At 71.7% G+C, this 23,987-nt stretch carries 8 protein-coding genes; all 8 read left to right on the top strand.

Annotated elements, in window-relative coordinates; all coding sequences use genetic code 11:
- Window positions 1-14: 14 nt before the first annotated feature.
- The 8 genes from OHA89_RS10815 to OHA89_RS10780 all read left to right on the top strand — a co-directional run bounded on the left by OHA89_RS10815 (window position 15) and on the right by OHA89_RS10780 (window position 23,982).
- Entirely contained in the window at window positions 15-611 is a 597-nt protein-coding gene (locus tag OHA89_RS10815) for a DUF5998 family protein (RefSeq protein ID WP_073909804.1), read from the top strand.
- Window positions 611-1,816 (top strand): alkaline phosphatase family protein, encoded by a 1,206-nt coding sequence (locus OHA89_RS10810; RefSeq protein ID WP_257553847.1) that lies wholly within the window; start codon window positions 611-613, stop codon window positions 1,814-1,816. The genes OHA89_RS10815 and OHA89_RS10810 overlap by 1 nt, the downstream gene beginning before the upstream one ends.
- Window positions 1,817-1,872: 56 nt before the next feature.
- On the top strand, window positions 1,873-2,523 hold the full coding sequence (locus OHA89_RS10805) for a thymidine kinase (RefSeq protein WP_257553846.1): 651 nt from the start codon (window positions 1,873-1,875) through the stop codon (window positions 2,521-2,523).
- 191 nt (window positions 2,524-2,714) lie between these two features.
- Window positions 2,715-3,701, top strand: coding sequence for a Gfo/Idh/MocA family protein (locus tag OHA89_RS10800; RefSeq protein WP_257553845.1), 987 nt, complete (start codon window positions 2,715-2,717; stop codon window positions 3,699-3,701).
- The gene (locus tag OHA89_RS10795) at window positions 3,698-4,684 is read left to right on the top strand and encodes a Gfo/Idh/MocA family protein (protein WP_266614549.1); all 987 of its coding nucleotides are present in this window, start codon (window positions 3,698-3,700) and stop codon (window positions 4,682-4,684) included. The genes OHA89_RS10800 and OHA89_RS10795 overlap by 4 nt, the downstream gene beginning before the upstream one ends.
- Window positions 4,685-5,013: 329 nt before the next feature.
- Window positions 5,014-5,640: an FMN-dependent NADH-azoreductase gene (locus OHA89_RS10790; protein WP_266614548.1), complete on the top strand. Its 627-nt coding sequence runs from the start codon at window positions 5,014-5,016 to the stop codon at window positions 5,638-5,640.
- Between the two features lie 51 nt (window positions 5,641-5,691).
- Window positions 5,692-6,885 carry a cytochrome P450 gene (locus OHA89_RS10785; RefSeq protein WP_257553843.1) on the top strand — a complete coding sequence of 398 codons (1,194 nt, stop codon included), beginning with the start codon at window positions 5,692-5,694 and terminating at the stop codon, window positions 6,883-6,885.
- 36 nt (window positions 6,886-6,921) lie between these two features.
- On the top strand, window positions 6,922-23,982 hold the full coding sequence (locus OHA89_RS10780; protein ID WP_406366013.1) for a type I polyketide synthase: 17,061 nt from the start codon (window positions 6,922-6,924) through the stop codon (window positions 23,980-23,982).
- Window positions 23,983-23,987: the final 5 nt, after the last annotated feature.

Here is a 23,987-nt window from a genome sequence, read left to right as displayed (position 1 = left end):
TTAGGATGGACCTCATGGCGAAATCCGGTACGACGACCCAGGGGCTGCGCACGGCGATCGAGCGCAGCGGCTACTACCCGGCCCTCGTGGCCGAGGCCGTGGAGGCCGCGGTGGGCGGCGAGCCGATTTCGTCGTACCTGGTCCACCAGGAGACGACCTTCGACTCCAACGAGGTCCGCCGCCACGTCACCGTGCTGGTCCTGACCGGCAACCGCTTCATCGTGAGCCACACCGACGAGCAGGCCGCGGACGCCGGGTCGCCGTCCCCGTACGCCACCACCTCCACCGAGTCGGTCAAGCTCTCCAGCATCTCCTCCGTGGTGCTCAGCCGCGTCGTCGCCAACCCGGAGTCCTACACCCCCGGCACCCTGCCCCGCGAGGTCGTCCTGACCATCGGCTGGGGTGCGGTCTCCCGGATCGACCTGGAGCCGGCCGCCTGCGGCGACCCGAACTGCGACTCCGACCACGGCTACACCGGCAACTCCACCGCCGACGACCTCAGCCTGCGGGTCAGCGAGGCGGGCGACGGCCCGGAGGCGGTGCGCCAGACCCTGGTCTTCGCGCAGGCGCTCTCCGAAGCCACCGCGGCCACGTCCACCCCCGCCCGCTGATGGCGTACCCCGCCGCGCAGAACTGGGCGGACGAGCCTGAGCTGCTGGATCTCGCGGCCGCGCCCGTCCCCGAGTACGGCACGGGCTCGCTCGCCGACCTGCTGCCCACCCTCGTGGCCGGCCAGGGCGTCCCCGGCTTCTCCGCCTCCATCGCGGAGCTGACCCCGGCCGACCGGAACTGTGTGTTCCTGGTCGACGGCATGGGCTGGGAGCAGATCAAGGCCCACCCGGACGAGGCCCCCTACCTCACCTCCCTCCTCGCCGGCTCGCGCGGCGGCACCGGCCGCCCGATCACCGCGGGCTTCCCGGCGACCACCGCCACCTCGCTGGCCTCGGTCGGCACCGGCCTGCCGCCCGCCCGCCACGGCCTGCCCGGCTACGCCGTCCGCAATCCGGCCACCGGTGAGCTGATGAACCAGCTCCGCTGGCAGCCGTGGACCGCGCCCAAGCCCTGGCAGCCGTACCCGACCGTCTTCCAGCTGGCCGACAAGGCCGGCGTGGCGACCGCGCAGGTGTCCTCGCCCGCCTTCCAGACCACACCGCTCACGAAGGTCGCGCTGAGCGGCGGCACCTTCCTCGGCCGGATGACCGGCGAGGAGCGGATGGACCTCGCCGCGGACCGCCTCGCGGCCGGTGACCGCTCGCTCGTGTACACGTACTACAGCGAACTCGACGGGGCCGGCCACCGCCACGGGGTGAACTCCGACGCCTGGCGCGGCCAGTTGATGTACGTCGACCGGCTGGTGCAGCGCCTCGCCGAGCAACTCCCGCCGCGCACCGCCCTGTACGTGACGGCGGACCACGGCATGGTCGACGTCCCCTTCGACGAGGACTCCCGGATCGACTTCGACGAGGACTGGGAGCTGGGCGCGGGCGTGGCCCTGCTCGGCGGCGAGGGCCGGGCCCGGCACGTCTACGCGGTACCGGGCGCCGAGGCCGACGTACTGACGGTGTGGCGCGAGGTGCTCGGCGACCGCTTCTGGGTGGCGAGCCGCGAAGAGGCCCTGGAACTGGGCTGGTTCGGGACGCCGGGGGAGTGCGACGAGCGCGTGCTCGGCCGGATCGGCGACGTGGTCGCGGCCGCCCAGGCCGATGTCGCGATCACCGCGTCGCGCAACGAGCCCAACGAGTCCGCCCTCGTCGGCATGCACGGCTCCATGACCGCGGCAGAGCAGCTCGTACCGCTGCTCGAAATCCGCTCCTGACCCTTCCTTCCCTCTCGTCCCCTCCCGCCCACGACCCGAAAGGTTCTGTACTTCCCATGCCCGAGCTGGTGTTCTTCTCCGGAACGATGGACTGCGGAAAGAGCACTCTGGCGCTCCAGATCGCGCACAACCGTGACGCGCGCGGGCTTCAGGGCGTGATCTTCACGCGGGACGACCGGGCGGGCGAGGGGAAGCTGTCGTCCCGGCTGGGTCTGGTGACGGAGGCGATCGAGGCGCCGGAGGGCATGGACCTGTACGCGTACCTGGTCGCCCAGCTCTCCAAGGGCGGCAAGGCGGACTACGTGATCGTGGACGAGGCGCAGTTCCTGGCCCCGGAGCAGATCGACCAGCTGGCCCGCATCGTGGACGACCTCGACATGGACGTCTTCGCCTTCGGCATCACCACGGACTTCCGCACCAAACTCTTCCCCGGCTCGCAGCGGCTGATCGAGCTGGCGGACCGCCTCGAGCAGCTCCAGGTCGAGGCCCTGTGCTGGTGCGGCGCCCGGGCCACCCACAACGCCCGTACGGTGGGCGGCGAGATGGTCGTCGAGGGCGCGCAGGTCGTGGTCGGCGACGTGAACCGCCCGGCGGAGGAGATCGGCTACGAGGTCCTCTGCCGCCGCCACCACCGCCGCCGCATGACCTCGGCCGCGGCCCGCGCGGGCGCCCTCTCCCCGGACGTCCTCCCGGTCAACCACGCCTGACCGCACCCCCCCGGCGGGGTGCCGGTTGAGACTACCCACGCTGGTGATGGTCCCGCCCGGGTGGTGCGGGCGAGACTGATCGGACTTCAGACGTGCTGGGCGTCGGCAGTCATGCCGGGGCTGCGCCCGGCCGAGGGCTCCCGTAGCCGGGTCGCCTGTCAAGACGATCGGGAAGAAAGGCGGGGGATGCCATGAAGCGACTTGAAGTGGCATTGATGGGCGCTGGGCTGATCGCACGCTTCCATCTGGACGCGTGGACCACCATCGGCGCGTCCGTGCGGGTCCACTCCACCGACGGCCGGGCCGAGGAGCTCGCGCGCGAGTTCGGTGCCAAGGCCGTCGGTTCCCTGGAGGAAGCGCTGGACGGCGTGGACGTCGTGGACATCTGCACCCCGACGAGCACCCACCACGCGATGGCCATGGCCGCCATCACCGCGGGTGCGGGCGTGGTGTGCGAGAAGCCGCTGGCGAGCACCACCGCCGAGGCCGAGGAGATCGTCGCAGCGGCCGAGCAGGCCGGCGTACGGCTCTACCCGACCCACAACGTGCGTTTCGCCCCGGCGTACGGCAGGCTCGGCGAGCTGGTAGCGGCGGGCAGCGTCGGAGCGGGCACGGTCGCCCGGTTCACGGTGGCCGGATACCACCCGCGGCCCTGGAGCGGGCAGGCGTCCGCGCGGTCGGGCGGCATCGTGACCGACCAGATGCTGCACGGCGTCGACCTCGCCCAGTGGGTCTTCGGGGACGTCGTGCGCGTGCACGCCTACTACCAGGGTGACATCGCCGCACCGGCCCCCACGGGAGCCGTCGGGGTCGGAACCGCCGTCCTCACCCACGCCAGTGGCGCGATCAGCCAGGTCGTGAGCCGCTGGATGGCGACGCCGGTGCCCCCCTACCGCCTCACCTGCCATGTCTCGGGCACGGGCGGGACGGTGCTCTACGACTCCGAATGGCCCCAGGAGGTCCAGGGGTTCGGCGGTTCGGCCGGGGACCTCGCGCACTTCGGGGAAACGCCGTTCGTCTCCATGATCCGCGAGTTCGCCCAGGGATTCACGGGCGGTCCCGAGCCGCGGCTCGGAGCGCGGGACGGACTGGCCGCCATCCGTATCACCCAAGCCGCGGCGGAGTCCGCGTGGACCGGACGTGCCGTGGAACTGACCGTGAAGGGGGCCGCCGCATGAAGGTCGCCGTGTTGTCGTTCGCCCATGAGCGCGCCGCGACGTACGCCCGGCTGCTGCACGGCATGCCCGGCGTCGAGCTGATCATCGCGGACCCCGACGGTGCGCCGGGTGATCCCGCCCGGGGGCGGGCAGTGGCCGCGGAGTTGGACGCTCCGTACGCGGACGGCTGGGACGAGGTGTTCGCGCTGCGCCCCGAGGCCGTGGTGGTCACCAGCGAGGTCGCCCGCCGCCGGGAACTGGTCGAGCGGGCGGCCGAGGCCGGGGCGCACGTGCTGGTCGAGCAGCCGATGGCGGCCAAGGAGGCGGACGCCCGGGCCATGGTGCGCGCCTGTGAGGACGCGGGGGTGCGGCTGACCCTGGCGTCGCCGGCCTGCTTCAGCCCGGCGTTCACCGCCGTGCGCGAGGGCATCGCCGCCGGTGAGGCCCTTGGCACGCTGACGACCATGCACGGGTCGTACAACACCCCCGCGACCGGGGGAGCGCAGGACGGCGGGGCGCTGGGTGCCAACGCGGCGGTCCTGCTCGACCTGGTGGACGCGGTGCTCGGCGGGGAGCCGGCGGAGCAGGTGTACGCGCAGTCGAACAGCGTCCTCAGCGGGCAGCCGGGCGTGGAGAGCGCAGCACTCGTATCCGTGCGGTACGCGAGCGGGGCGGTCGCGTCCATCGACTGCAGCCGGATCCTGTCGGCGAACCGGTCGGCCCTCAGCGGACCGGCCATGACCTTCATCGGTGAGAAGGCGAGCGTGGAGTTCAATGCCCGCCCGCGGCTGCTCGGCGGATTCGACGCCGCCACGGCCGGCGAACGGTGGGAGGCCGGCGGGGCCGACCTGGACTCGGTCATGCTCGGAGCGTTCATCGCCGCCGTCGGCAAGGAGCAGGGAGCCGGCCCGGACGGCGCCGCCGGCGTACGCACGCTGCGGGTCGTCGAGGCGGCCTACGCGTCGGTGCGCACGGGCCAGCCCGTCGATCTGGCTTCTGCCTGACCCCTTCGGGACGTACCCCGTCGAAGCCGCCGCCGCTCTTTCGAAGCGGCGGCGGCTCGCGCTTGTTTGAATTCCGGCTGTTTTAACGCGAATTACTCAGGGAAACTCGAGACCCGCTACAACAGCGCTCGAAGTGTACCGAGTTGCCGAGCCACCGACCCCTCCCTACCAGGCTGAGGGATGTCGTGCCGACATGGCTCGATCTAGTCTGGCTGCAGAGGATCAAAGACCGCACCATCGCGGCGAATTCGACGCATTCGATGAATCGACGAACTGTCGCGGGACGCGTAGACCTACATTTCTTCTTCGATAGGTAAGGGGACTCCGGGATGTCGCACCTCCTGCGCATAGACTCGAGCATCGGTACTGAATCCGTTTCGCGGCAGCTGTCGGCCTATTTCGCCGAAGAGTGGCGCAACAGCCACCCGGGCAGCGGATACACCTATCGCGATGTCGTGGCCGACCCGATTCCGCACATCACGCACCCCGTGCACCAGTCTCTCGTCTACCCGGACGGCGAGCACGGTCAGAGCGCGGAAGAGCGGGACCTCACGGCGGCGATCACCAATGAGCTGCTCGAGGCGACCACGATCGTCCTCGGTGTTCCCATGCACAACTTCTCGATCCCGTCGACCTTCAAGGCGTGGCTGGACCGTGTCGTTCACCCGGCCCACATGTCCATGCCCGGGAAGACCAGTCCGCTCAGCGGAAAGTCGGTGGTGGTCATCCAGGCGCGCGGCGGTTCGTACGCGCCCGGAACCCCCCGCGAGGACTTCGACTTCCAGGAGCCGTATCTGCGTGCCGTTCTGGAGTCGGTCGGTCTCGGGGACGACCTGACGTTCGTGACGGCCGAGCTGACGATGGCTGCGTCCGTTCCGCAGATGGCGCAGCTCAGGCCGCTGGCCGAAACCTCGCTGGCGACCGCGTACGAAACCCTCAAGAAGCTGGCCGCCTAGGCCTGCGCGGTCAACGGGGCTATCGACATCATCTCGAGTGAGAAGGATTCCATGAGCGAGGCAATTTCCTTCGAGGACCATTGGGCGCGGACCCATCAGTTCGATCCTCCTGCGATATTCGATTCGCTGCGTGAAGAACGTCCGCTCGCGAGGATGGTCTACCCCGACGAGCACGTCGGCTGGCTCACCACCAGCCACGAGCTGGCGCGCAAGGTCCTCAGTGACCCGCGGTTCAGCCACAACATGGAAACCTGTCACTTCCCGACGACGCACTGGGGCGAATTGACGCCGAACTCCCCGGAGATCCCGGGGATGTTCATCTACATGGACCCGCCGAACCACACCCGGTACCGGCGTCTGCTGACGGGTGAGTTCACCGGCCGCCGGGCGACCCAGATGACATCGGGCGTCGAGGTCATGGCCGACGAGCAGATCAAGGTCATGCGCGAGCGCGGGGGGACTGCGGATCTGGTGGCGGACTTCGCAGAACCGCTGGCCCTGCGGGTGGTGTGCGAGGTGATCGGCCTGCCCTACGACGAACGTGACCGGTACGCACACGCACCGGAGATCATGCACAACCCGGACTCGAAGCCGGACGAGGTCATGCCCGCTTACGCGCAGGCTCTCGCCTATTTCCTCGAGCTCATCGAAAGGAAGCGGAAGCAGCCCGGAGACGACCTCCTCAGCCGCCTGATCGTCGACGGTCAGTTGACCGACGAAGAGCTGTGCAACATGGTCGCCCTGCTGCTCTTCGCGGGCTACGGGACCACGGGGCCGGCGCTGGCCGTCAGTGCTTTCGCCCTGCTCCACCACGAGGACGAAATGGCGGCTCTCCGCGCGGACCCGTCCAAGCTCGACGGCGCGGTCGAGGAACTCCTGCGCTACATCACCATCAACCAGTACGAGATCTTCCGCACCGCGCTGGAAGACGTCGAGCTGAACGGTGAAGTGGTCAAGAAGGGCGACACAGTCACCGTGTCGCTGCCCGCGGCCAATCGCGACCCGGCCAAGTTCGGGTGCCCCGCGGATCTGGACATCGACCGCGACACCGCAGGTCACATGTCGTTCGGCTACGGCGTCCATCAGTGCCTGGGCCAGAACGTGGCGCGCGTGGCACTGCGGGTGGGCCTGTCGGCTCTCCTCCGGGAGTTCCCCGGCCTTCGGCTGGCCGTCGAGTTCGACGAGGTGCCGCTGATTCTCAAGGGCTCTGTATTCGGGCTGAAGAGCCTGCCCGTCTCCTGGTAATTCTTCTTTCTTTTCTCCGAAAGGAACTGCGGCATAGTGCGCACCGACCTGATCAAGCCACTTCCTGTCGCAGTCGTGGAGAACGCGACCCGCTTTGCCGACAAGGTCGCTTTCGAGGATGACCGGCGGGCGGTCACCTATGGCGACCTGGAGGCGCGGACGCGCCGGCTCGCCGGACATCTGGCGGGCCTCGGCGTCCGGCCCGGCGACCGGGTCGCCATCTGCCTCGGCAACACCGTCTCCACGGTGGAGAGTTACCTGGCGATCGTTCGCGCCAGCGGCATCGGGGTGCCGCTCAACCCGGCCTCGGCCCTTGCCGAGCTGGAGTACCTGCTGACCGACAGCGGCGCCACGGTGGTCATCACCGATTCCGTGCAGGCGGAGCGGCTCCAGCGCTCGCCGGCCGTCGCGGCCGGCATCACCCTGCTGGTGACGGGCGATGTCCCGGCGCAGGCGGGGGCCTACTCGTACGACGAGTTCGCCGTCAGTGAGCCGGCCAGGACCGCCCGGGACGACCTCGGCCTCGACGACGTGGCCTGGATGTTCTACACGTCGGGGACGACCGGGCGGCCCAAGGGCGTCCTGTCCACGCAGCGCAACTGCCTGTGGTCCGTGGCCTCTTGCTACGTGCCGATTCCGGGGCTGACGGACCAGGACCGGGTCCTGTGGCCCCTCCCGCTGTTCCACAGCCTCTCGCACATCGCGTGCGTGCTGTCCGTCACCGTGGTCGGCGCCACCGCCCGGATCATGGACGGCAGTTCCGCGGAGGACGTGATCAGCGCACTCCGCGAGGACAACTCGACCTTCCTCGCCGGTGTTCCCACCACCTACCACCACCTGGTGACGGCCGCCCAGCAGAATGGATTCTCCGCACCCGCCCTGCGGATCGGCCTGGTCGGCGGAGCGGTCACCGGATCCCGGCTGCGCCAGGACTTCGAAGAGGTCTTCGGAGTCCCGCTGGTCGATGCCTACGGCAGCACCGAGACCTGCGGCGCCATCACCATCAACCCGCCGGACGGCGCCCGGGTCGACGGATCCTGCGGCCTGCCCGTGCCGGGCGTCGGGGTCCGCATCGTCAACCCCACCACCGGCCTCGACGTACCCGTCGGCCAGGAGGGGGAGGTGTGGGTCAGCGGACCGAACGTCATGGTCGGCTACCACAACAGCCCGGAGGCGACCGCCGCCGCGCTGCAGGACGGCTGGTACCGGACCGGAGACCTGGCCCGGCGTGACGACGCCGGCTACTTCGCCATCTGCGGCCGGATCAAGGAACTCGTCATCCGCGGCGGGGAGAACATCCACCCCGAGGAAGTCGAGGCAGTACTGCGCACCGTCGAGGGTGTCGCCGACGCGGCGGTCGCCGGCGTGCCGCACGACACGCTCGGCGAGGTGCCGGTCGCGTACGTGGTCCCCGGCCCCTCCGGGTTCGACACCGCGACGCTGATCAGCCGGTGCCGCGAGCAGCTCTCCGCCTACAAGGTGCCGGAACAGGTCCGCGAGGTCACCGGTGTTCCCCGGACCGCCTCGGGCAAGATCCAGCGGCGTCTCCTGGCCGAGCAGCCGAGCCGGCTGCGGTACGCCGCGACCGGACACCACGACGGGCTGATGAGCCTTGACTGGATTCCGGTCGCGGCACCGACGGACCCCGTTGCCCCGGCCCGGAGCTGGGCGGTGGCGGGTCCCTCCGCGGCCGGACTCGTCGAGGCCCTCGAGGCGGCCGGCGCCGAGGTACGGCAGTACCCGGACCTGGCGGCGGTACACACCGCGGTGGCCGACGGCGACGCGGCTCCCGAGGTGATCGTCCTCGTTCAGCAGCCGGGGCCGGCGGACGAGCAGGGTGCGATCGCCGCGGGACGCGGCAACGCCCGCCTCCTCGCGGATCACGTACACGCTTGGCTGGCACGCCCGGAGTCGGCGGCTTCCCGCCTGGTGGTTCTCACGCGCGGCGCAGTCGCGGCCGCCGCGGAGGACCGTGCGCAGAATCTGGCCGAAGCTCCGCTCTGGGCCGTCGCCCGGTCCTTCCAGGAGGTCCGTCCGGCAGCGCTCACCATTCTTGACCTCGAGGCCGACGGCGAGGCCGAGGCCGACGGCAACGCAGACCTGAGCCTGGACGTCCTGCCGGCCGCGATCGCGTCCGACGAGCCGCAGATCGCGGTGCGGTCGGGGGCCCTGCTGGTTCCCCGGCTGCACCGCCTCCCCGTGGTCGACACGCCGCGGGCGGAATCCTGGGCGGGCGCCACCGGCACCGTGGTGGTCACCGGAGCGGACACGGAGCACGGTGCGGCGATCGCGCACCGGCTGGCCACGGTCCACCAGGCGCAGCACCTGCTGCTCGTCAGTTCCCCCGGCGGCAACGGCACCGCTGTATCCGGCGCCGAACTGGGTCTCGCCGAGACCGGCATCATCCGGGTGACCGCAGAGAGCGGGAACCCGGAGCCCCTGCGGGCCGCGTTGGCCGACCTGCCGCGTCCGGTGACCGCAGTGGTCCACGCCGCCGACGACCTCGAACTGGCCCTTCAGCTGGACGAGATGACCGCCGGAGACGAGCTCGCCGCCTTCGTCGTGGTGTCCGACGTCACCGGGCTGCTGGGTTCCCCCGACAACCCGGGCGAGGCCGTCGACGGGATCCTGTCCGACGCGGTGGTACGCAACCGTCGGCTGCGGAACCTGCCGGGCTCCTTCCTCGCCTGGGGCGCGTGGCCCGGCGACCGCGACTCGGCGGATGACGAGACCGGCCGGCTCCGCAACCTGCTCCTCTCCGCGTTCGACTTCGACGTCGTCATGACGGCGAACCGCCCGTCGCTGCTGGCCCTGAAGATGGAAGCGCCGACCGCGGGCGACGAAGTCCCCTCGATCCTCGAAGCCTTGGTCGAGGACTCCTCGCAGCAGAGCCGGCCCGACGTCGTCGTCACGGCAGCCCTGCGTGACCGGCTGTCCGGTCTGGACGAGCGTGCGCAACTGGCACTGCTGGAAGACCTGGTCCGTACGCAGGCCGCCGCTGTGCAGCAACTGCGGGGACCTGAACTGATCCCGTCCGACCGGGCTTTCCGCGACATGGGCTTCACCTCGATGGCCATCGTCCAGCTGCGGAACCGGCTGACGGAGAGCACCGGGCTGCCGCTGCCCACCACCGTCGTCTTCGACCACCCCACTCCGGCCGCGCTGGCGGCCTGCCTGCGGGCCGAGGTCCTCGGCATCACCCGGTCGGTGACGGAGTCGGTCCTGGCGGCCGACCCCGATGAACCGCTCGCGATCGTGGGCATGGCCTGCCGGCTGCCGGGCGGAGTGGCCGGGCCGGAGGACCTGTGGCGGCTGGTGTCCGAGGGCCGGGACGCTCTGTCGTCCTTCCCCGACGACCGCGGCTGGGACCTGGAGGGTCTGTTCGACCCGGACCCGGACCGTGCGGGCACTTCGTACACCGATCAGGGCGGATTCCTGCACGAGGCGGGGCTCTTCGACGCGGGGTTCTTCGGGATCTCCCCGCGTGAGGCGCTGGCGATGGATCCGCAGCAGCGGTTGCTGCTGGAGACCTCCTGGGAGGCGCTGGAAGGCGCCGGTATCGACCCGGTCTCGCTGAAGGGCACCGATGTCGGGGTGTTCTCCGGGCTGTTCGGCCAGGGATACGGGACCGGCGCCGCCGCGGCCGCGCCGGAGCTGGAAGGCTTCACGACCACGGGGCTGGCGCCGAGCGTCGCGTCCGGCCGGGTGTCGTACGTGCTCGGTCTCGAGGGCCCGGCGGTGTCGGTGGACACGGCGTGTTCCTCGTCGCTGGTGGCGATGCATCTTGCCGCGCAGGCGCTGCGGCAGGGCGAATGCTCCATGGCGCTGGCCGGTGGCGTGTCGGTGATGGCGACGCCCGGCCACTTCGTGGAGTTCTCCCGGCAGCGGGCTCTGGCCGCCGACGGGCGGTGCAAGGCCTTCGCCGATGGCGCGGACGGCACCGGTTGGGCCGAGGGCGTGGGCGTCGTGGTGCTGGAGCGGCTGTCGGTGGCGCGTGAGCGCGGTCACCGGGTGCTGGCGGTGCTGCGCGGCAGCGCCGTCAACCAGGACGGCGCGTCGAACGGTCTGACGGCGCCGAACGGGCTGTCGCAGCAGCGGGTGATCCGCAGGGCGCTCGCCAGTGCCGGGCTGGTCTCGGCGGATGTGGACGTGGTCGAGGCCCACGGGACCGGCACGTCCCTGGGTGACCCCATCGAGGCGCAGGCGCTGCTGGCCACGTACGGGCGGGACCGGGACGCGGACCAGCCGCTGTGGCTGGGCTCGCTGAAGTCGAACATCGGTCACACGCAGGCAGCCGCGGGTGTGGCCGGTGTGATCAAGATGGTGCAGGCGCTGCGGCACGGGGTGCTCCCGGCGACCCTGCACGTGGATGCACCTACAACCCAGGTGGACTGGTCCGCGGGTGCGGTGGAGCTGCTGACCGAGTCGCGGGAATGGCCGCTGAACGGCCGGCCGCGTCGCGCCGGTGTCTCCTCGTTCGGTGTCAGTGGGACGAACGCGCACCTGATCCTGGAAGAGGCGCCCGCCGAAGAGGCGCAGCCGCCGCTGGTGTCGCCCGGTGCGGTGCCGCTGGTGGTGTCGGCGCGGAGCGCCGGTTCCCTGGCCGGTCAGGCCGGTCGGCTGGCGTCGCACTTGGAGTCCGCTGCAGGCGAGGTGTCGCCGGCGTCGGTGGCCGGGGCGCTGGTGTCGGGCCGCGCGGTCTTCGGTGAGCGTGCGGTGGTCGTGGCCGACTCCGCCGAGGAGGCGCTGACGGGGCTGCGAGCACTGGCTCAGGGCGACAGCGCGCTCGGTGTGGTGTCCGGGAGCGCGGTTGGTTCGGATGCGCCGGGCAAGGTTGTGTGGGTGTTCCCGGGTCAGGGTTCGCAGTGGGCGGGCATGGGCCGTGAACTGATGGATTCCTCGCCGGTGTTCGCGGAGCGGATCGCGGAGTGTGCGGCTGCTCTGGAGCCGTGGGTGGACTGGTCGCTGATCGATGTGCTTCGTGGCGATGTCGAGCCTGAGCTGATGGAGCGGGTCGACGTACTGCAGCCGGCGAGTTTCGCGGTGATGGTCGGTCTGGCGGCGGTGTGGTCGTCCGTGGGTGTGAAGCCGGACGCGGTGCTGGGTCACTCTCAGGGTGAGATCGCGGCCGCGTGTGTGTCCGGTGCGTTGTCGCTTCCGGATGCGGCGTGTGTGGTGGCGCTGCGCAGTCAGGTGATCGCGTCGGAGCTTGCGGGCCGTGGCGGTATGGCTTCGGTGGCGCTGAGCGTGGACGAGGCGGTCGCGCGGATCCAGCCGTGGGCGGACCGTGTCGAGGTCGCAGCGATCAACGGCCCTTCGTCGGTGGTCATCGCCGGTGACGCGCAGGCGTTGGACGAGGCGCTGGAGGCGCTGTCGGGCGAGGGTGTCCGGGTGCGTCGGGTTGCGGTGGACTACGCCTCGCACACCCGGCATGTGGAGGACATCCGGGCCACGCTGGCCGAGGCATTGGCCGGGGTTGGCGCTCTGGCGCCGAAGGTGCCGTTCTATTCGACGGTCACCGGTACGTGGGTCGAGGACGCCGATGTCCTGGACGGCGGGTACTGGTACCGGAACCTGCGTGCGCAGGTGGGCTTCGGTCCGGCGGTGGTGGCGCTGCTCGAGCAGGGTCATGGGGTGTTCGTGGAGGTCAGTGCCCATCCGGTGCTGGTCCAGCCGATCACCGAGACCGTCGACAGCACCGAGACCGGTGCTGTGGTGACGGGTTCGCTGCGGCGTGAGGACGGCGGTCTGCGACGGCTGCTGGCCTCGATGGCCGAGCTGTTCGTCCGCGGTGTGGCCGTCGACTGGAGCGGTGTCCTGCCCGCCGGTGCCCCGTCCGCACACGTGGACCTGCCGACCTATGCCTTCGACCACCAGCACTACTGGCTCCAGGCGGCCGAGTCGGCCACCGACGCGGCCTCGCTGGGACTGGCCGGGGCCGATCACCCGCTGCTGGGCGCGGTCGTCGGCATGCCGAACTCGGCCGGCCTCATGGCCACGTCGAGCTGGTCGCTCCGGTCGCACCCCTGGCTCGCGGACCACCTGGTGTCCGATGCCGTCGTGGTACCGAACGCGGCTCTGGTCGAGTTGTCCATCCGGCTCGGCGACCTGGCGGCCACCCCCGTACTCGACGAACTGACCGTCGATGCGCCCGTGGTGCTGCCGCAGCGAGGCAGCCGCAGCATCCAGGTGAACGTCGGCGAGCCCGACGGGACACGACGTCGTCCGGTCGAGATCCACTCCCGCGCCGCGGACGCCCCTCTGGACGCGCCGTGGACGCGGCACGCGCACGGCGCGCTGGCTCCCACCGCCACCACGGTGACGCCCACGAACGCCGGGCCCGCCACCGAAGTCACCCTGGACGGTGCCGCGCTCCGTGACGCGGGCCGCTACGGGGTGCACCCCGCCCTGCTGGACGCCGCAGTCCGTACGGTCATCGCCGACGGCATGCTCCCGTCCGTGTGGACCGGGGTGTCCCTGCTGGCATCCGGCGCCGCCGCCCTGCACGTGCGACCGGGCGGGTCGTCGGCGGAGGGAACCGGTCTGCAGCTGACCGATCCCACGGGGCAACCCGTCATGACCGTCGAAGCGGTTCGCGGAACTCCGTTCTCCCCCGAACAGGCAGGGATCACCGGCGCGTTGCCGCACGACGCCCTGTTCCGCGTCGACTGGACGCAGTGCGCGCTTCCCACCGTGGAGCGCTCCCTCGACATCGTGACCGTCGAGAACCCCGAGGATGTCGCTGCGTCGGCCACGACGGCCACGTCGACTCCCGACGTCCTGCTGTACGAGGCCAAGGCCATGAGCGCGCCGGCCGACCCCCGCGCCTCGGTCAACGCGGCGCTGGCCGTGCTCCAGGCCTGGCTGGCGGAACCCGCGCTCGCGGAAACCCGGTTGGCCGTGGTCACCGGGGACTGCGCCGAACCCGACGCGGCCGCGGTGTGGGGTCTGGTGCGCTCGGCGCAGTCGGAGCACCCGGACCGGATCGTACTGGCGGACCTCGACGACGTCTCCCGGTCCGCTCTGCCGGCCGTGGTGCTGAGCGGCGAACCCCAGATGCGGGTGCGCGGCGGTGTGGCGGAGGTGCCCCGGCTGGTCCGGGTGTCCGTCCCGTCGGGCGGGTCGCTTCCCGAAGCCGGGCAGCAGCGGCGTCCGCTCGACACCGAAGGCACCGTACTGATCACCGGTGGCACCGGAACGCTGGGTGCGATGACGGCACGGCACCTGGTCACCGCGTACGGCATCAGGCACCTGGTCCTGGCCGGCCGCCGCGGCCACGCCCCCGAACTCCACGACGAGCTGACCGCGATGGGTGCGTCCGTCACCGTCGCCGCCTGCGACACGTCGGACCGGGCCCAGCTCGAGGCTCTCCTGCGGGCGATCCCGGCCGAGCACCCGCTCACCGCCGTGGTGCACTCCGCCGGGGTCCTGGACGACGGGGTGCTCACCGAGCTGACCCCGGAACGCGTCGACACCGTGCTGCGCCCGAAGGTGGACGCGGCGCTCCACCTGCACGAGCTCACCCGGGACATGGACCTTGCCGCGTTCGTGCTGTTCTCCTCGGCAGCGGGCGTGCTGGGCAACCCCGGGCAGGCCAACTACGCCGCGGCCAACGCCTGGCTGGACGCGCTGGCACGACAGCGGCACGGCCTCGGCCTGCCGGCGGTCTCCCTCGCCTGGGGCTACTGGGCGACGGTCAGCTCGATGACCGAGCACCTGAGCGCCGCTGACCTGCGACGCAACCAGCGCATCGGCATGAGCGGCATCTCCGCCACCGAGGGAATGGCCCTGCTGGACGCCGCCCTGGGCGTGGACGCGGGCACGGCCGGCGCCCTGGTGGCGGCCAAGTTCGACGTGTCCGCTCTGCGGGCGTCGGCGGCCGACGGTCCGGTCCCGCCGCTGCTGCGGGGTCTGGCCCCGTCGCCGCGGCCGGCGGCCCGGGCTGCCGCTCCGTCCGGGCCCGCGTCCGTGCGGGAGCGCATCGCCGGTCTGGGCGAAGCAGAGCGGACCGAAGCCCTGGTCGAACTGGTACGCCGGCATGCCGCCGAGGTGCTCGGACACGCCACCGCCGACGCCGTCCATGCCGACCGGACCTTCAAGGAGGCCGGATTCGACTCGCTGATGGCAGTGGAACTGCGGAACCGGCTCGCCGCAGCCACCGGGCTCACCCTCTCCCCGGTGATGATCTTCGACTATCCGAAGCCGACGACGCTGGCCGATCACCTGCGCGTCAAGCTCTTCGGCGACACGTCCGAGCGGCCGTCGGAGCCCGCGGTTCCCGCCGGGACGACCGACGAGCCGATCGCGATCGTGGCGATGTCGTGCCGCTTCCCCGCGGGCGTGAACAGCCCCGAGGACCTCTGGCGAGTGGTGGCCGACGGGATCGACGCGGTCACCGAGTTCCCCGACGACCGCGGCTGGGACATCGACCGGCTCTTCAACGCGGATCCCGACCACGCGGGCAGCACCTACGTACGCCACGGCTCCTTCCTCGATGACGCCGCCGGGTTCGACGCCGCGTTCTTCGGCATCTCGCCGAACGAGGCGCTGGCGATGGACCCGCAGCAGCGACTGCTGCTGGAGACGTCCTGGGAGGCGTTCGAACGGGCCGCGATCGACCCGACCACACTGGCCGGAGAGGACGTCGGCGTCTTCGTCGGAGTCAACAGCCACGACTACAGCATGCGGATGCACCAGGCGTCCGGCGTCGAGGGATTCCGGCTCACCGGCGGTTCCGGCAGCGTCACCTCCGGTCGTATCGCCTACCACCTCGGCTTCGAGGGTCCCGCCATCACGGTCGACACGGCCTGCTCCTCCTCGCTGGTGGCACTGCACCTGGCGGCGCAGGCGCTGAACCGGGGTGAGTGCTCCATGGCGCTGGCCGGCGGTGTGATGGTGATGGGCACCGTGGAGACCTTCGTCGAGTTCTCCCGGCAGCGCGGACTGGCGCCCGACGGCCGGTGCAAGGCGTTCGCGGACGGCGCGGACGGCACCGGCTGGTCCGAGGGCGCGGGGCTGCTGCTGGTGGAGCGGTTGTCGGATGCCCGGCGCCGGGGCCATCAGGTGCTGGCCGTGGTCCGCGGGTCCGCGGTGAACCAGGACGGCGCGTCGAACGGTCTGACCGCGCCGAACGGTCCCTCGCAGCAGCGGGTGATCCGCAAGGCCCTGGCCGGTGCCGGGCTTTCCCCGGCCGACGTGGACGTGGTGGAAGCGCACGGTACGGGTACGACGCTCGGAGACCCGATCGAGGCGGAGGCGCTCCTGGCGACCTACGGCCAGGACCGGCAGGGCGACGAGCCCCTGTGGCTCGGGTCCGTGAAGTCGAACATCGGGCACACCCAGGGGGCGGCGGGTGTCGCAGGCGTGATCAAGATGGTCATGGCCATGCGGCACGGCGTCCTCCCCAAGACGCTGCACGTGGACCGTCCGTCGACCCACGTCGACTGGTCCGCGGGCGCCGTGGAACTCCTGACCGAGGCCCGCGACTGGCCGCAGAACGGCCGGGTCCGCCGGGCCGGCGTGTCCTCCTTCGGTATCGGCGGCACCAACGCGCACGTCGTCCTCGAAGAGGCCCCCGGCCCCGACCGGCCGGCCGTCTCCACGCCGGAGCCCATGCCGGAGCCCACGGGCGTCCTCGTGCCGGTGCCCGTATCGGCGCGGACACCCGCCGGACTGCGCGGCCAGGCCGAGCAGCTCGCCCGGTTCCTCGACGACCGGCCCGGCGTACGCCTCACCGATGCCGCCCACGCCCTCGCGACCACGCGCGCCCAACTCGACCACCGGGCCGTCGTCCTGGCATCCGACAGGGGACAGCTCTCCGCGGACCTGAGCGCCTTCGGGCGCGGTGAAGCGAGCCCCGCGGTCGTTTCCGGCACCCCGGCCACGGGCAAGCTGGCCATCCTCTTCACGGGGCAGGGCAGCCAGTGGGCCGGCATGGGCCGTGAACTCGCCGAGACCTTCCCGGTCTTCCGCGAAGCCTTCGCCGCCGCGTGCGCTGCCGTGGAAGAGCACCTGCGCGACCACTCGGCGCGCCCGCTGCGCGAGGTGGTGTTCGCCGCCCCCGGGTCGCCCGACGGTGAACTGCTCGACCTGACCATGTACACGCAGGGCGCCCTGTTCGCCCTGGAGACCGCACTGTTCCGGCTGTTCGAGTCCTGGGGGGTGCGCCCAGATCTCCTCGCCGGCCACTCGATCGGAGAGATCACTGCCGCGCACGTTTCCGGAGTGCTGGGACTGGCCGAGGCGGGCAAGCTGGTCGCCGCGCGCGGCCGGTTGATGCAGGCCCTGCCCGAAGGCGGCGCGATGGTCGCCGTCCAGGCGACCGAGGCCGACGTCGAGCCCCTGCTGGCCCGGGCGCGAGGTGCGGTCTGCATCGCGGCGGTGAACGGCCCTGACTCGCTGGTGCTCTCCGGCGTCGAGGACGCCGTGCTCGCCATGGCCGGAGAACTGGCGAGCCGCGGCCGCAAGGCGCGGAGGCTGTCGGTCAGCCACGCCTTCCACTCCCAGCTCATGGAGCCCATGCTCGACGAGTTCCGCACGGTCGCCCAGAGCCTGTCGTACCAGCAGGGTGCCCTTCCCGTCGTCTCGACCCTGACGGGCGATCTCGTCCGGGACGGGCAGCTGAGGACCCCCGAGTACTGGGTCGACCAGGTCCGGAACGCGGTGCGGTTCAGCGACGCCGTCACCTCGCTGAGCGGCCAGGGAGCGACGACCTTCCTGGAGATCGGCCCGGGCGGAGCCCTCGCCGCGATGGCGCTCGGCACCCTCGGCGCACAGGAACAGAGCTGCATAGCCACCCTGCGCAAGAACAGCGCCGAGGCCACCGACGTCATGACCGCGCTCGCGGAACTGCACGTGCGCGGTGTGGCCCTGGACTGGACGGCCGTCTTCGGCCGGCCGGCCACGGCCGCCGGAACCGACCTGCCCACCTACGCGTTCCAGCACCAGCGGTACTGGGTCGAGTCCGACGAGATCGCGGTGGGCGGCGCGGAGGCGCTCGGCGCCGCCAGCGCCCGGCACCCGCTGCTCGGCACCGTGATCGAGGTGCCGGGTGACAACGGCAACAACGGCGTCGTGCTCACCGGGCAGCTGTCGCCGCGCAGCCGGGGCCGGTTCCCCGGTCAGGTGGCAACGGACGGCACTGCCGGGATTCCGGCCGCCGCGCTCCTGGAGATGATCGTCAGGGCCGCCGACGAGGTGGACTGCGGAAGCTTCGAACAGATCGTCGTCGAGGCGCCTTTGACGGTGCCCGAGCACGGCAACGCCCAGGTACGGGTGTCGGTGGACGGCCCCGGTCCGGACGGGCGGCGCCGGGCCGCCGTCTACGCCCGGCCCCTCGACCCGGAGCAGGGGCCCTGGACCTGCCACGCACGAGCCGTACTGGTCCCCGGAATGCCTCAGCCGGCCTTCGACCTGCGGACCTGGTCGCTGCCCGCGGACAGTGACGCCCTCCTCCCGGGGGCGCACCGCGTGTGGCAGCAGGACGGACAGATCTTCGCGGAGATCGCGCTGCCGGACGAACTGGCGGACGAGGCCGCCGAGTTCACGATCCACCCGGCGCTCATCGACACCGCACTGCGGGTCCTGGACTCCCGTACCGCTTCGGACCTGACGGCGGCCGACGACGGCCACCGTGTCCGTGACCTGTCCGCCTGCACCGGCTTGGCGGTGTACGCGGAAGGCGCCGCCTCGCTGCGGCTGCGGATCACGCCGGCACACGACGGCGGCCATCTGCTCGAGCTCGCGGACGCGACCGGCGAACCCGTCGCGGTCCTCGGCCCGTTGACCCTGGCCGCCATGCCCGCGGACGGCGCCGAAGAGCCCGCCGCGGCGGCCGGGCACCGCGACTCCGCAGCAGATGCGCAGACGCCTTCCGGTGCCCTCACCCGGCGCGTGGTGTCGCGGAGCGAAGGGGCCGGCGAGGCGATCGCCGGCCGGCTGGCCGGGCTGCCGGCCGCGGAGCAGCACCGAGTGCTGATGGACATGGTCCAGGAGAGCACGGCCCTCGTGCTCGGCCACCGCGACACGGACGGGTTCGACGGGGAGCAGTCCTTCAAGAGCCTTGGATTCGACTCCCTCAGCGCGGTCAAGTTCTGCAACCGGCTGCGCGACCTCACCGGGGTGAACCTGCCCAGCACGCTGGTCTTCGACTATCCGACACCGGCCGTTCTCGCTGACCACCTGCGGGCAGAACTGCTCGGTGAGCCCGCGGCGGTGCCCGCCCCGGCCACGACGGCGGCATCGGTCTCCGACGAGCCGATCGCGATCGTCGCCATGAGCAGCCGGCTGCCGGGCGGAGCGGACAGTCCCGAGGAACTGTGGAAGCTGGTCGTGGAGCAGCGGGACGCGGTGTCCGGCTTCCCCGTCGACCGCGACTGGGACCTCGAGGGGCTGTACCACCCGGACCCGGCGCACCCGGGCACCAGCTACACCCGCTCGGGCGGATTCCTCCACGAGGCCGCGCAGTTCGACGCCGGGCTCTTCGGGATCTCGCCGCGCGAGGCGCTGGCGATGGACCCCCAGCAGCGGTTGCTGCTGGAGACCTCCTGGGAGGCGCTGGAACGGGCCGGCATCGACCCGTTGTCCGCCCGGGGCAGTGACATCGGCGTCTTCACCGGCATCGTGCACCACGACTACGTGTCCCGGCTCCACCAGGTGCCCGAGGACGTCCAGGGCTATCTCATGACCGGTACGGCGGCGAGCGTGGCCTCGGGCCGCGTGTCGTACGTGTTCGGTTTCGAGGGTCCGGCGGTCACGGTGGACACGGCGTGTTCCTCGTCGCTGGTGGCGATGCATCTTGCCGCGCAGGCGCTGCGGCAGGGCGAGTGCTCGATGGCGCTCGCCGGCGGCGCGACGGTGATGGCCAGTCCGGACGCCTTCATGGAGTTCTCGAGGCAGCGGGGCCTGTCGGCTGACGGCCGGTGCAAGGCGTTCTCCTCGGCGGCTGACGGCACCGGCTGGGCCGAGGGCGTGGGCGTGGTGGTGCTGGAGCGGCTGTCGGTGGCGCGTGAGCGCGGTCACCGGGTGCTGGCGGTGCTGCGCGGCAGCGCGGTCAACCAGGACGGTGCTTCCAACGGCCTGACCGCGCCGAACGGTCCCTCCCAGCAGCGGGTCATCCGCAAGGCGCTGGACACGGCGGGACTCACTCCGGCGGATGTGGACGTGGTGGAGGCCCACGGGACCGGTACGTCCCTGGGCGACCCGATCGAGGCGCAGGCGCTGCTGGCGACCTACGGGCGGGACCGGAATCCGGAACAGCCGCTGTGGCTCGGCTCGCTCAAGTCGAACATCGGTCACACGCAGGCAGCCGCGGGCGTGGCCGGCGTGATCAAGATGGTGATGGCCATGCAGCACGGCGTCATGCCCGCCACCTTGCACGTGGACGAGCCCACGACTCAGGTGGACTGGTCCGCGGGTGCGGTGGAGCTGCTGACCGAGGCCCGGGACTGGCCGCGCAACGGTCATCCGCGCCGGGCCGCGGTCTCCTCGTTCGGGGCCAGCGGCACGAACGCCCACCTGATCCTGGAGGAGGCGCCCGCCGAGGAGGCGGAGCCCGTCTCGGGAGAGGCGCAGCCCGCGGGTGTGGTGCCGTTGGTGGTGTCGGCGCGGAGCGCCGCCTCCCTGGCCGGTCAGGCCGGTCGGCTGGCGTCGTACCTGGAGTCCGCTGCCGGTGAGGTGTCGCCGGCCTCGGTGGCCGGGACGCTGGTGTCGAGCCGTGCGGTGCTGGGCGAGCGCGCGGTCGTCGTGGCCGGCTCGGACGAGGAGGCGCTGGCAGGACTGAAGGCGCTGGCGCGCGGCGAGAGCGCACCCGGTGTCGTGTCCGGCAGCGCCGGTTCGAGCAAGCCGGGCAAGCTCGTGTGGGTCTTCCCGGGTCAGGGTTCGCAGTGGGCGGGCATGGGCCGTGAACTGATGGATTCCTCGCCGGTGTTCGCCGAACGGATCGCGGAGTGCGCTGCCGCCCTGGACCCGTTCGTGGATTGGGCGCTGATCGACGTACTGCGCGGTGAGACCGACCCCGCGCTGATGGATCGGGTCGACGTACTGCAGCCGGCCAGCTTCGCGGTGATGGTGGGCCTGGCAGCGGTCTGGGCCTCCGTGGGAGTTGAGCCCGGCGCGGTGCTCGGCCACTCCCAGGGTGAGATCGCCGCCGCCTGCGTCGCAGGGGCGCTGTCGCTGGAAGACGCGGCGCGCGTGGTGGCACTGCGCAGCCAGGTCATCGCGAAGGACCTGGCCGGGCGCGGTGGTATGGCTTCGGCGGCGCTGAGCGCCGACGAGGCGGTCGCACGGCTGGCGCCGTGGGCGGACCGGGTCGAGGTGGCCGCGGTCAACAGCCCCTCCTCCGTAGTGATCGCCGGAGACGCCGAGGCGCTGGACGAGGCCCTCGAGGCACTGTCCGGCGAAGGCGTCCGGGTCCGCCGGGTCGCGGTGGACTACGCCTCGCACACCCGCCACGTGGAGGACGTCCGCGACACGCTGGCCGAAGCGCTGGCCGGGGTGACCGCTCTGGCGCCGAAGGTGCCGTTCTACTCCACCGCGACCGGCGGCTGGGTGCAGGACGCCGACGTCCTGGACGGCGGGTACTGGTACCGGAACCTGCGCGGCCAGGTGGGCTTCGGCCCGGCCGTGGCCGACCTGATGGGCCAGGGCCACGCGGTGTTCGTCGAGGTCAGTGCCCACCCGGTGCTGGTCCAGCCGATCACCGAGACCGCCGACGACACCGAGTCCGATGTGATCGTGACCGGTTCGCTGCGACGTGAGGACGGCGGTCCGCGACGGCTGCTGGCCTCGATGGCCGAGCTGTTCGTCCGCGGTGTCCCGCTGGACTGGAGCGGTGTCCTGCCGCGGACGGTGACCTCCCGGCGCGTGGACCTGCCGACCTACGCCTTCGACCACCAGCGTTACTGGCTGCAGGAAGCGGAATCGGCCACCGAGGCCGCCGACGCGGCCGAAGGCGCGGACTCCGACTTCTGGGCCGCGGTCGAGCACGCCGATCTGGACTCCCTCGGCGAGTTGCTGGAGATGGCGTCGACCGACCAGCGCAGCGCCCTCGGCACCGTCGTTCCCGTACTGGCGCAATGGCGAGAGAAGCGCCGTGAGAGGTCGACGGCGGAGAAGCTGCGCTACCAGGTCACCTGGCAGCCGCTCGAGCGCGAAGCCGCCGGTGTACCGAGCGGCCGCTGGCTGGTCGTCGCACCGTCCGCACGTCCGGACGACGGCGTGACCGACGCCCTCCTGGCGGAGCTGACCGGTCTCGGACTCGGCATGGTCCTGCTCGAGGTCGACGAGCCCGACGGCACCCGGAAGCGGCTCGCCGAGCGGCTGGCCGGCGTCCTGGCCGAACACGACCTGACCGGTGTGCTGTCCCTGCTCGCCATGGACCAGCAGACGGGAAGCGGCCCCAAGGACCCGACCGCGGTCACGGCGTCGACGCTCGCGCTGATCCAGGCACTCGGCGACAACAACGCCACCCAGCCACTGTGGTGCGTGACCAGGGGCGCGGTGAACATCGGCATCCACGACACCCTCACCTCACCGGTGCAGGCGTCGCTGTGGGGCCTCGGCCGCGCCGCCGCGCTGGAACGCCTCGACCGGTGGGGCGGTCTGGTCGACCTGCCCGCCGTGACCGACCCGCGCACGGCCCAGTACCTGCTCGGAGTGCTGAACTCCGCCGCCGGTGAGGACCAGCTCGCAGTCCGGCGATCGGGCGTGTACACCCGGCGGCTGGTGCGCAAGCCCGTGCCGGAGGCCACCGGCGACAGCGGCTGGCACCCCCGGGGCACGGTCCTGGTGACCGGCGGCGCCGAAGGACTCGGCAAGCACGTCTCGGTCTGGCTCGCGCAGGCCGGCGCCGACCGGCTCCTCATCACGACCACCGCGCACGCACCCGGCCACAGCGTGTCGGAACTGCGTGCCGAACTGGCCGGGCTGGGCGTCGCCACCACGGTGGAGTCCTGCGAGGACTCCGACCGGGACGCGATCGCGCGGCTGGTGTCCGCGACGGACCCGGAGCAGCCGCTCACGGCCGTGGTGCACGCCGCCGACGTCACGCAGACCAGTTCCATCGACGACACCGGTGTGCACGACCTCGCCGAGGTGTTCTCGGCCAAGGTGGACACGGCCGTATGGCTGGACGAGCTGTTCGAGAGCACACCGCTCGACGCGTTCGTCGTGTTCTCCTCGATCGCGGGTGTGTGGGGCGGCGGCGGCCAGGGCCCGTCCGGAGCGGCGAACGCCGTCCTCGACGCCCTGATCGAGTGGCGCCGTGCCCGTGGACTGAGGGCGACGTCGATCGCCTGGGGCGCCCTCGACCAGATCGGCGTGGGCATGGACGAGGCCGCCCTCACCCAGCTCCGTCGCCGCGGTGTCCTTCCCATGGGCCCCCAGCTGGCGGTGACCGCGATGGTGCAGGCGGTACAGGGCAACGAGAAGTTCGTGGCGGTGGCCGACATGGACTGGAGCGCATTCATCCCCGCGTTCACCTCGGTCCGGACCAGCCCCCTGTTCGCCGACCTGCCCGAGGCGAAGCAAGCGCTCCAGGCACTGCAGGGCGACGGCGAGAACAGCGACGCCGCCTCGTCCCTCGCGGACTCGCTCCGGGCGGTTGCGGAAACCGAGCAGAACCGCATCCTGCTCCGGCTGGTACGGGGCCACGCCTCGACGGTCCTCGGCCACAGCGGCGCGGAGGGCATCGGCCCGCGCCAGGCCTTCCAGGAGGTCGGCTTCGACTCGCTGGCCGCCGTCAACCTCCGCAACAGCCTGCACGCGGCCACCGGACTGCGCCTGCCCGCGACGCTGATCTTCGACTACCCCACGCCGGAGGCGCTGGTCGGCTACCTGCGCTCCGAACTTCTCCGGGAGGCCGACGACGGCCTGGAAGAGCGGGAGGACGAACTCAGGCAGGTCCTGGCGTCCGTGCCGTTCGCCCGGTTCAAGGAGGCCGGCGTACTGGACACCCTCCTCGGCCTCGCCGAGGGCGACGCGGACGCGGATGCGGACGCGCCGGAAGCGGAACCGTCGGCGGCCGCCGCCGACGTGGAACTGATCGACGCCATGGACGTTGCCGATCTGGTGCAACGGGCCCTGGGCAAGACGAGCTGATCGCC

This window comes from Streptomyces sp. NBC_01546 (assembly GCF_045208355.1).
Lineage (GTDB): Bacteria > Actinomycetota > Actinomycetes > Streptomycetales > Streptomycetaceae > Streptomyces.
This window is presented reverse-complemented; position numbering and strand designations above follow the sequence as displayed.

Coding starts and splice junctions, on each gene's coding strand:
- OHA89_RS10785 (WP_257553843.1), top strand. CDS start 5,692: ATGAGCGAGGCAATTTCCTTCGAGGACCATTGGGCGCGGACCCATCAG.
- OHA89_RS10815 (WP_073909804.1), top strand. CDS start 15: ATGGCGAAATCCGGTACGACGACCCAGGGGCTGCGCACGGCGATCGAG.
- OHA89_RS10805 (WP_257553846.1), top strand. CDS start 1,873: ATGCCCGAGCTGGTGTTCTTCTCCGGAACGATGGACTGCGGAAAGAGC.
- OHA89_RS10795 (WP_266614549.1), top strand. CDS start 3,698: ATGAAGGTCGCCGTGTTGTCGTTCGCCCATGAGCGCGCCGCGACGTAC.
- OHA89_RS10810 (WP_257553847.1), top strand. CDS start 611: ATGGCGTACCCCGCCGCGCAGAACTGGGCGGACGAGCCTGAGCTGCTG.
- OHA89_RS10800 (WP_257553845.1), top strand. CDS start 2,715: ATGAAGCGACTTGAAGTGGCATTGATGGGCGCTGGGCTGATCGCACGC.
- OHA89_RS10790 (WP_266614548.1), top strand. CDS start 5,014: ATGTCGCACCTCCTGCGCATAGACTCGAGCATCGGTACTGAATCCGTT.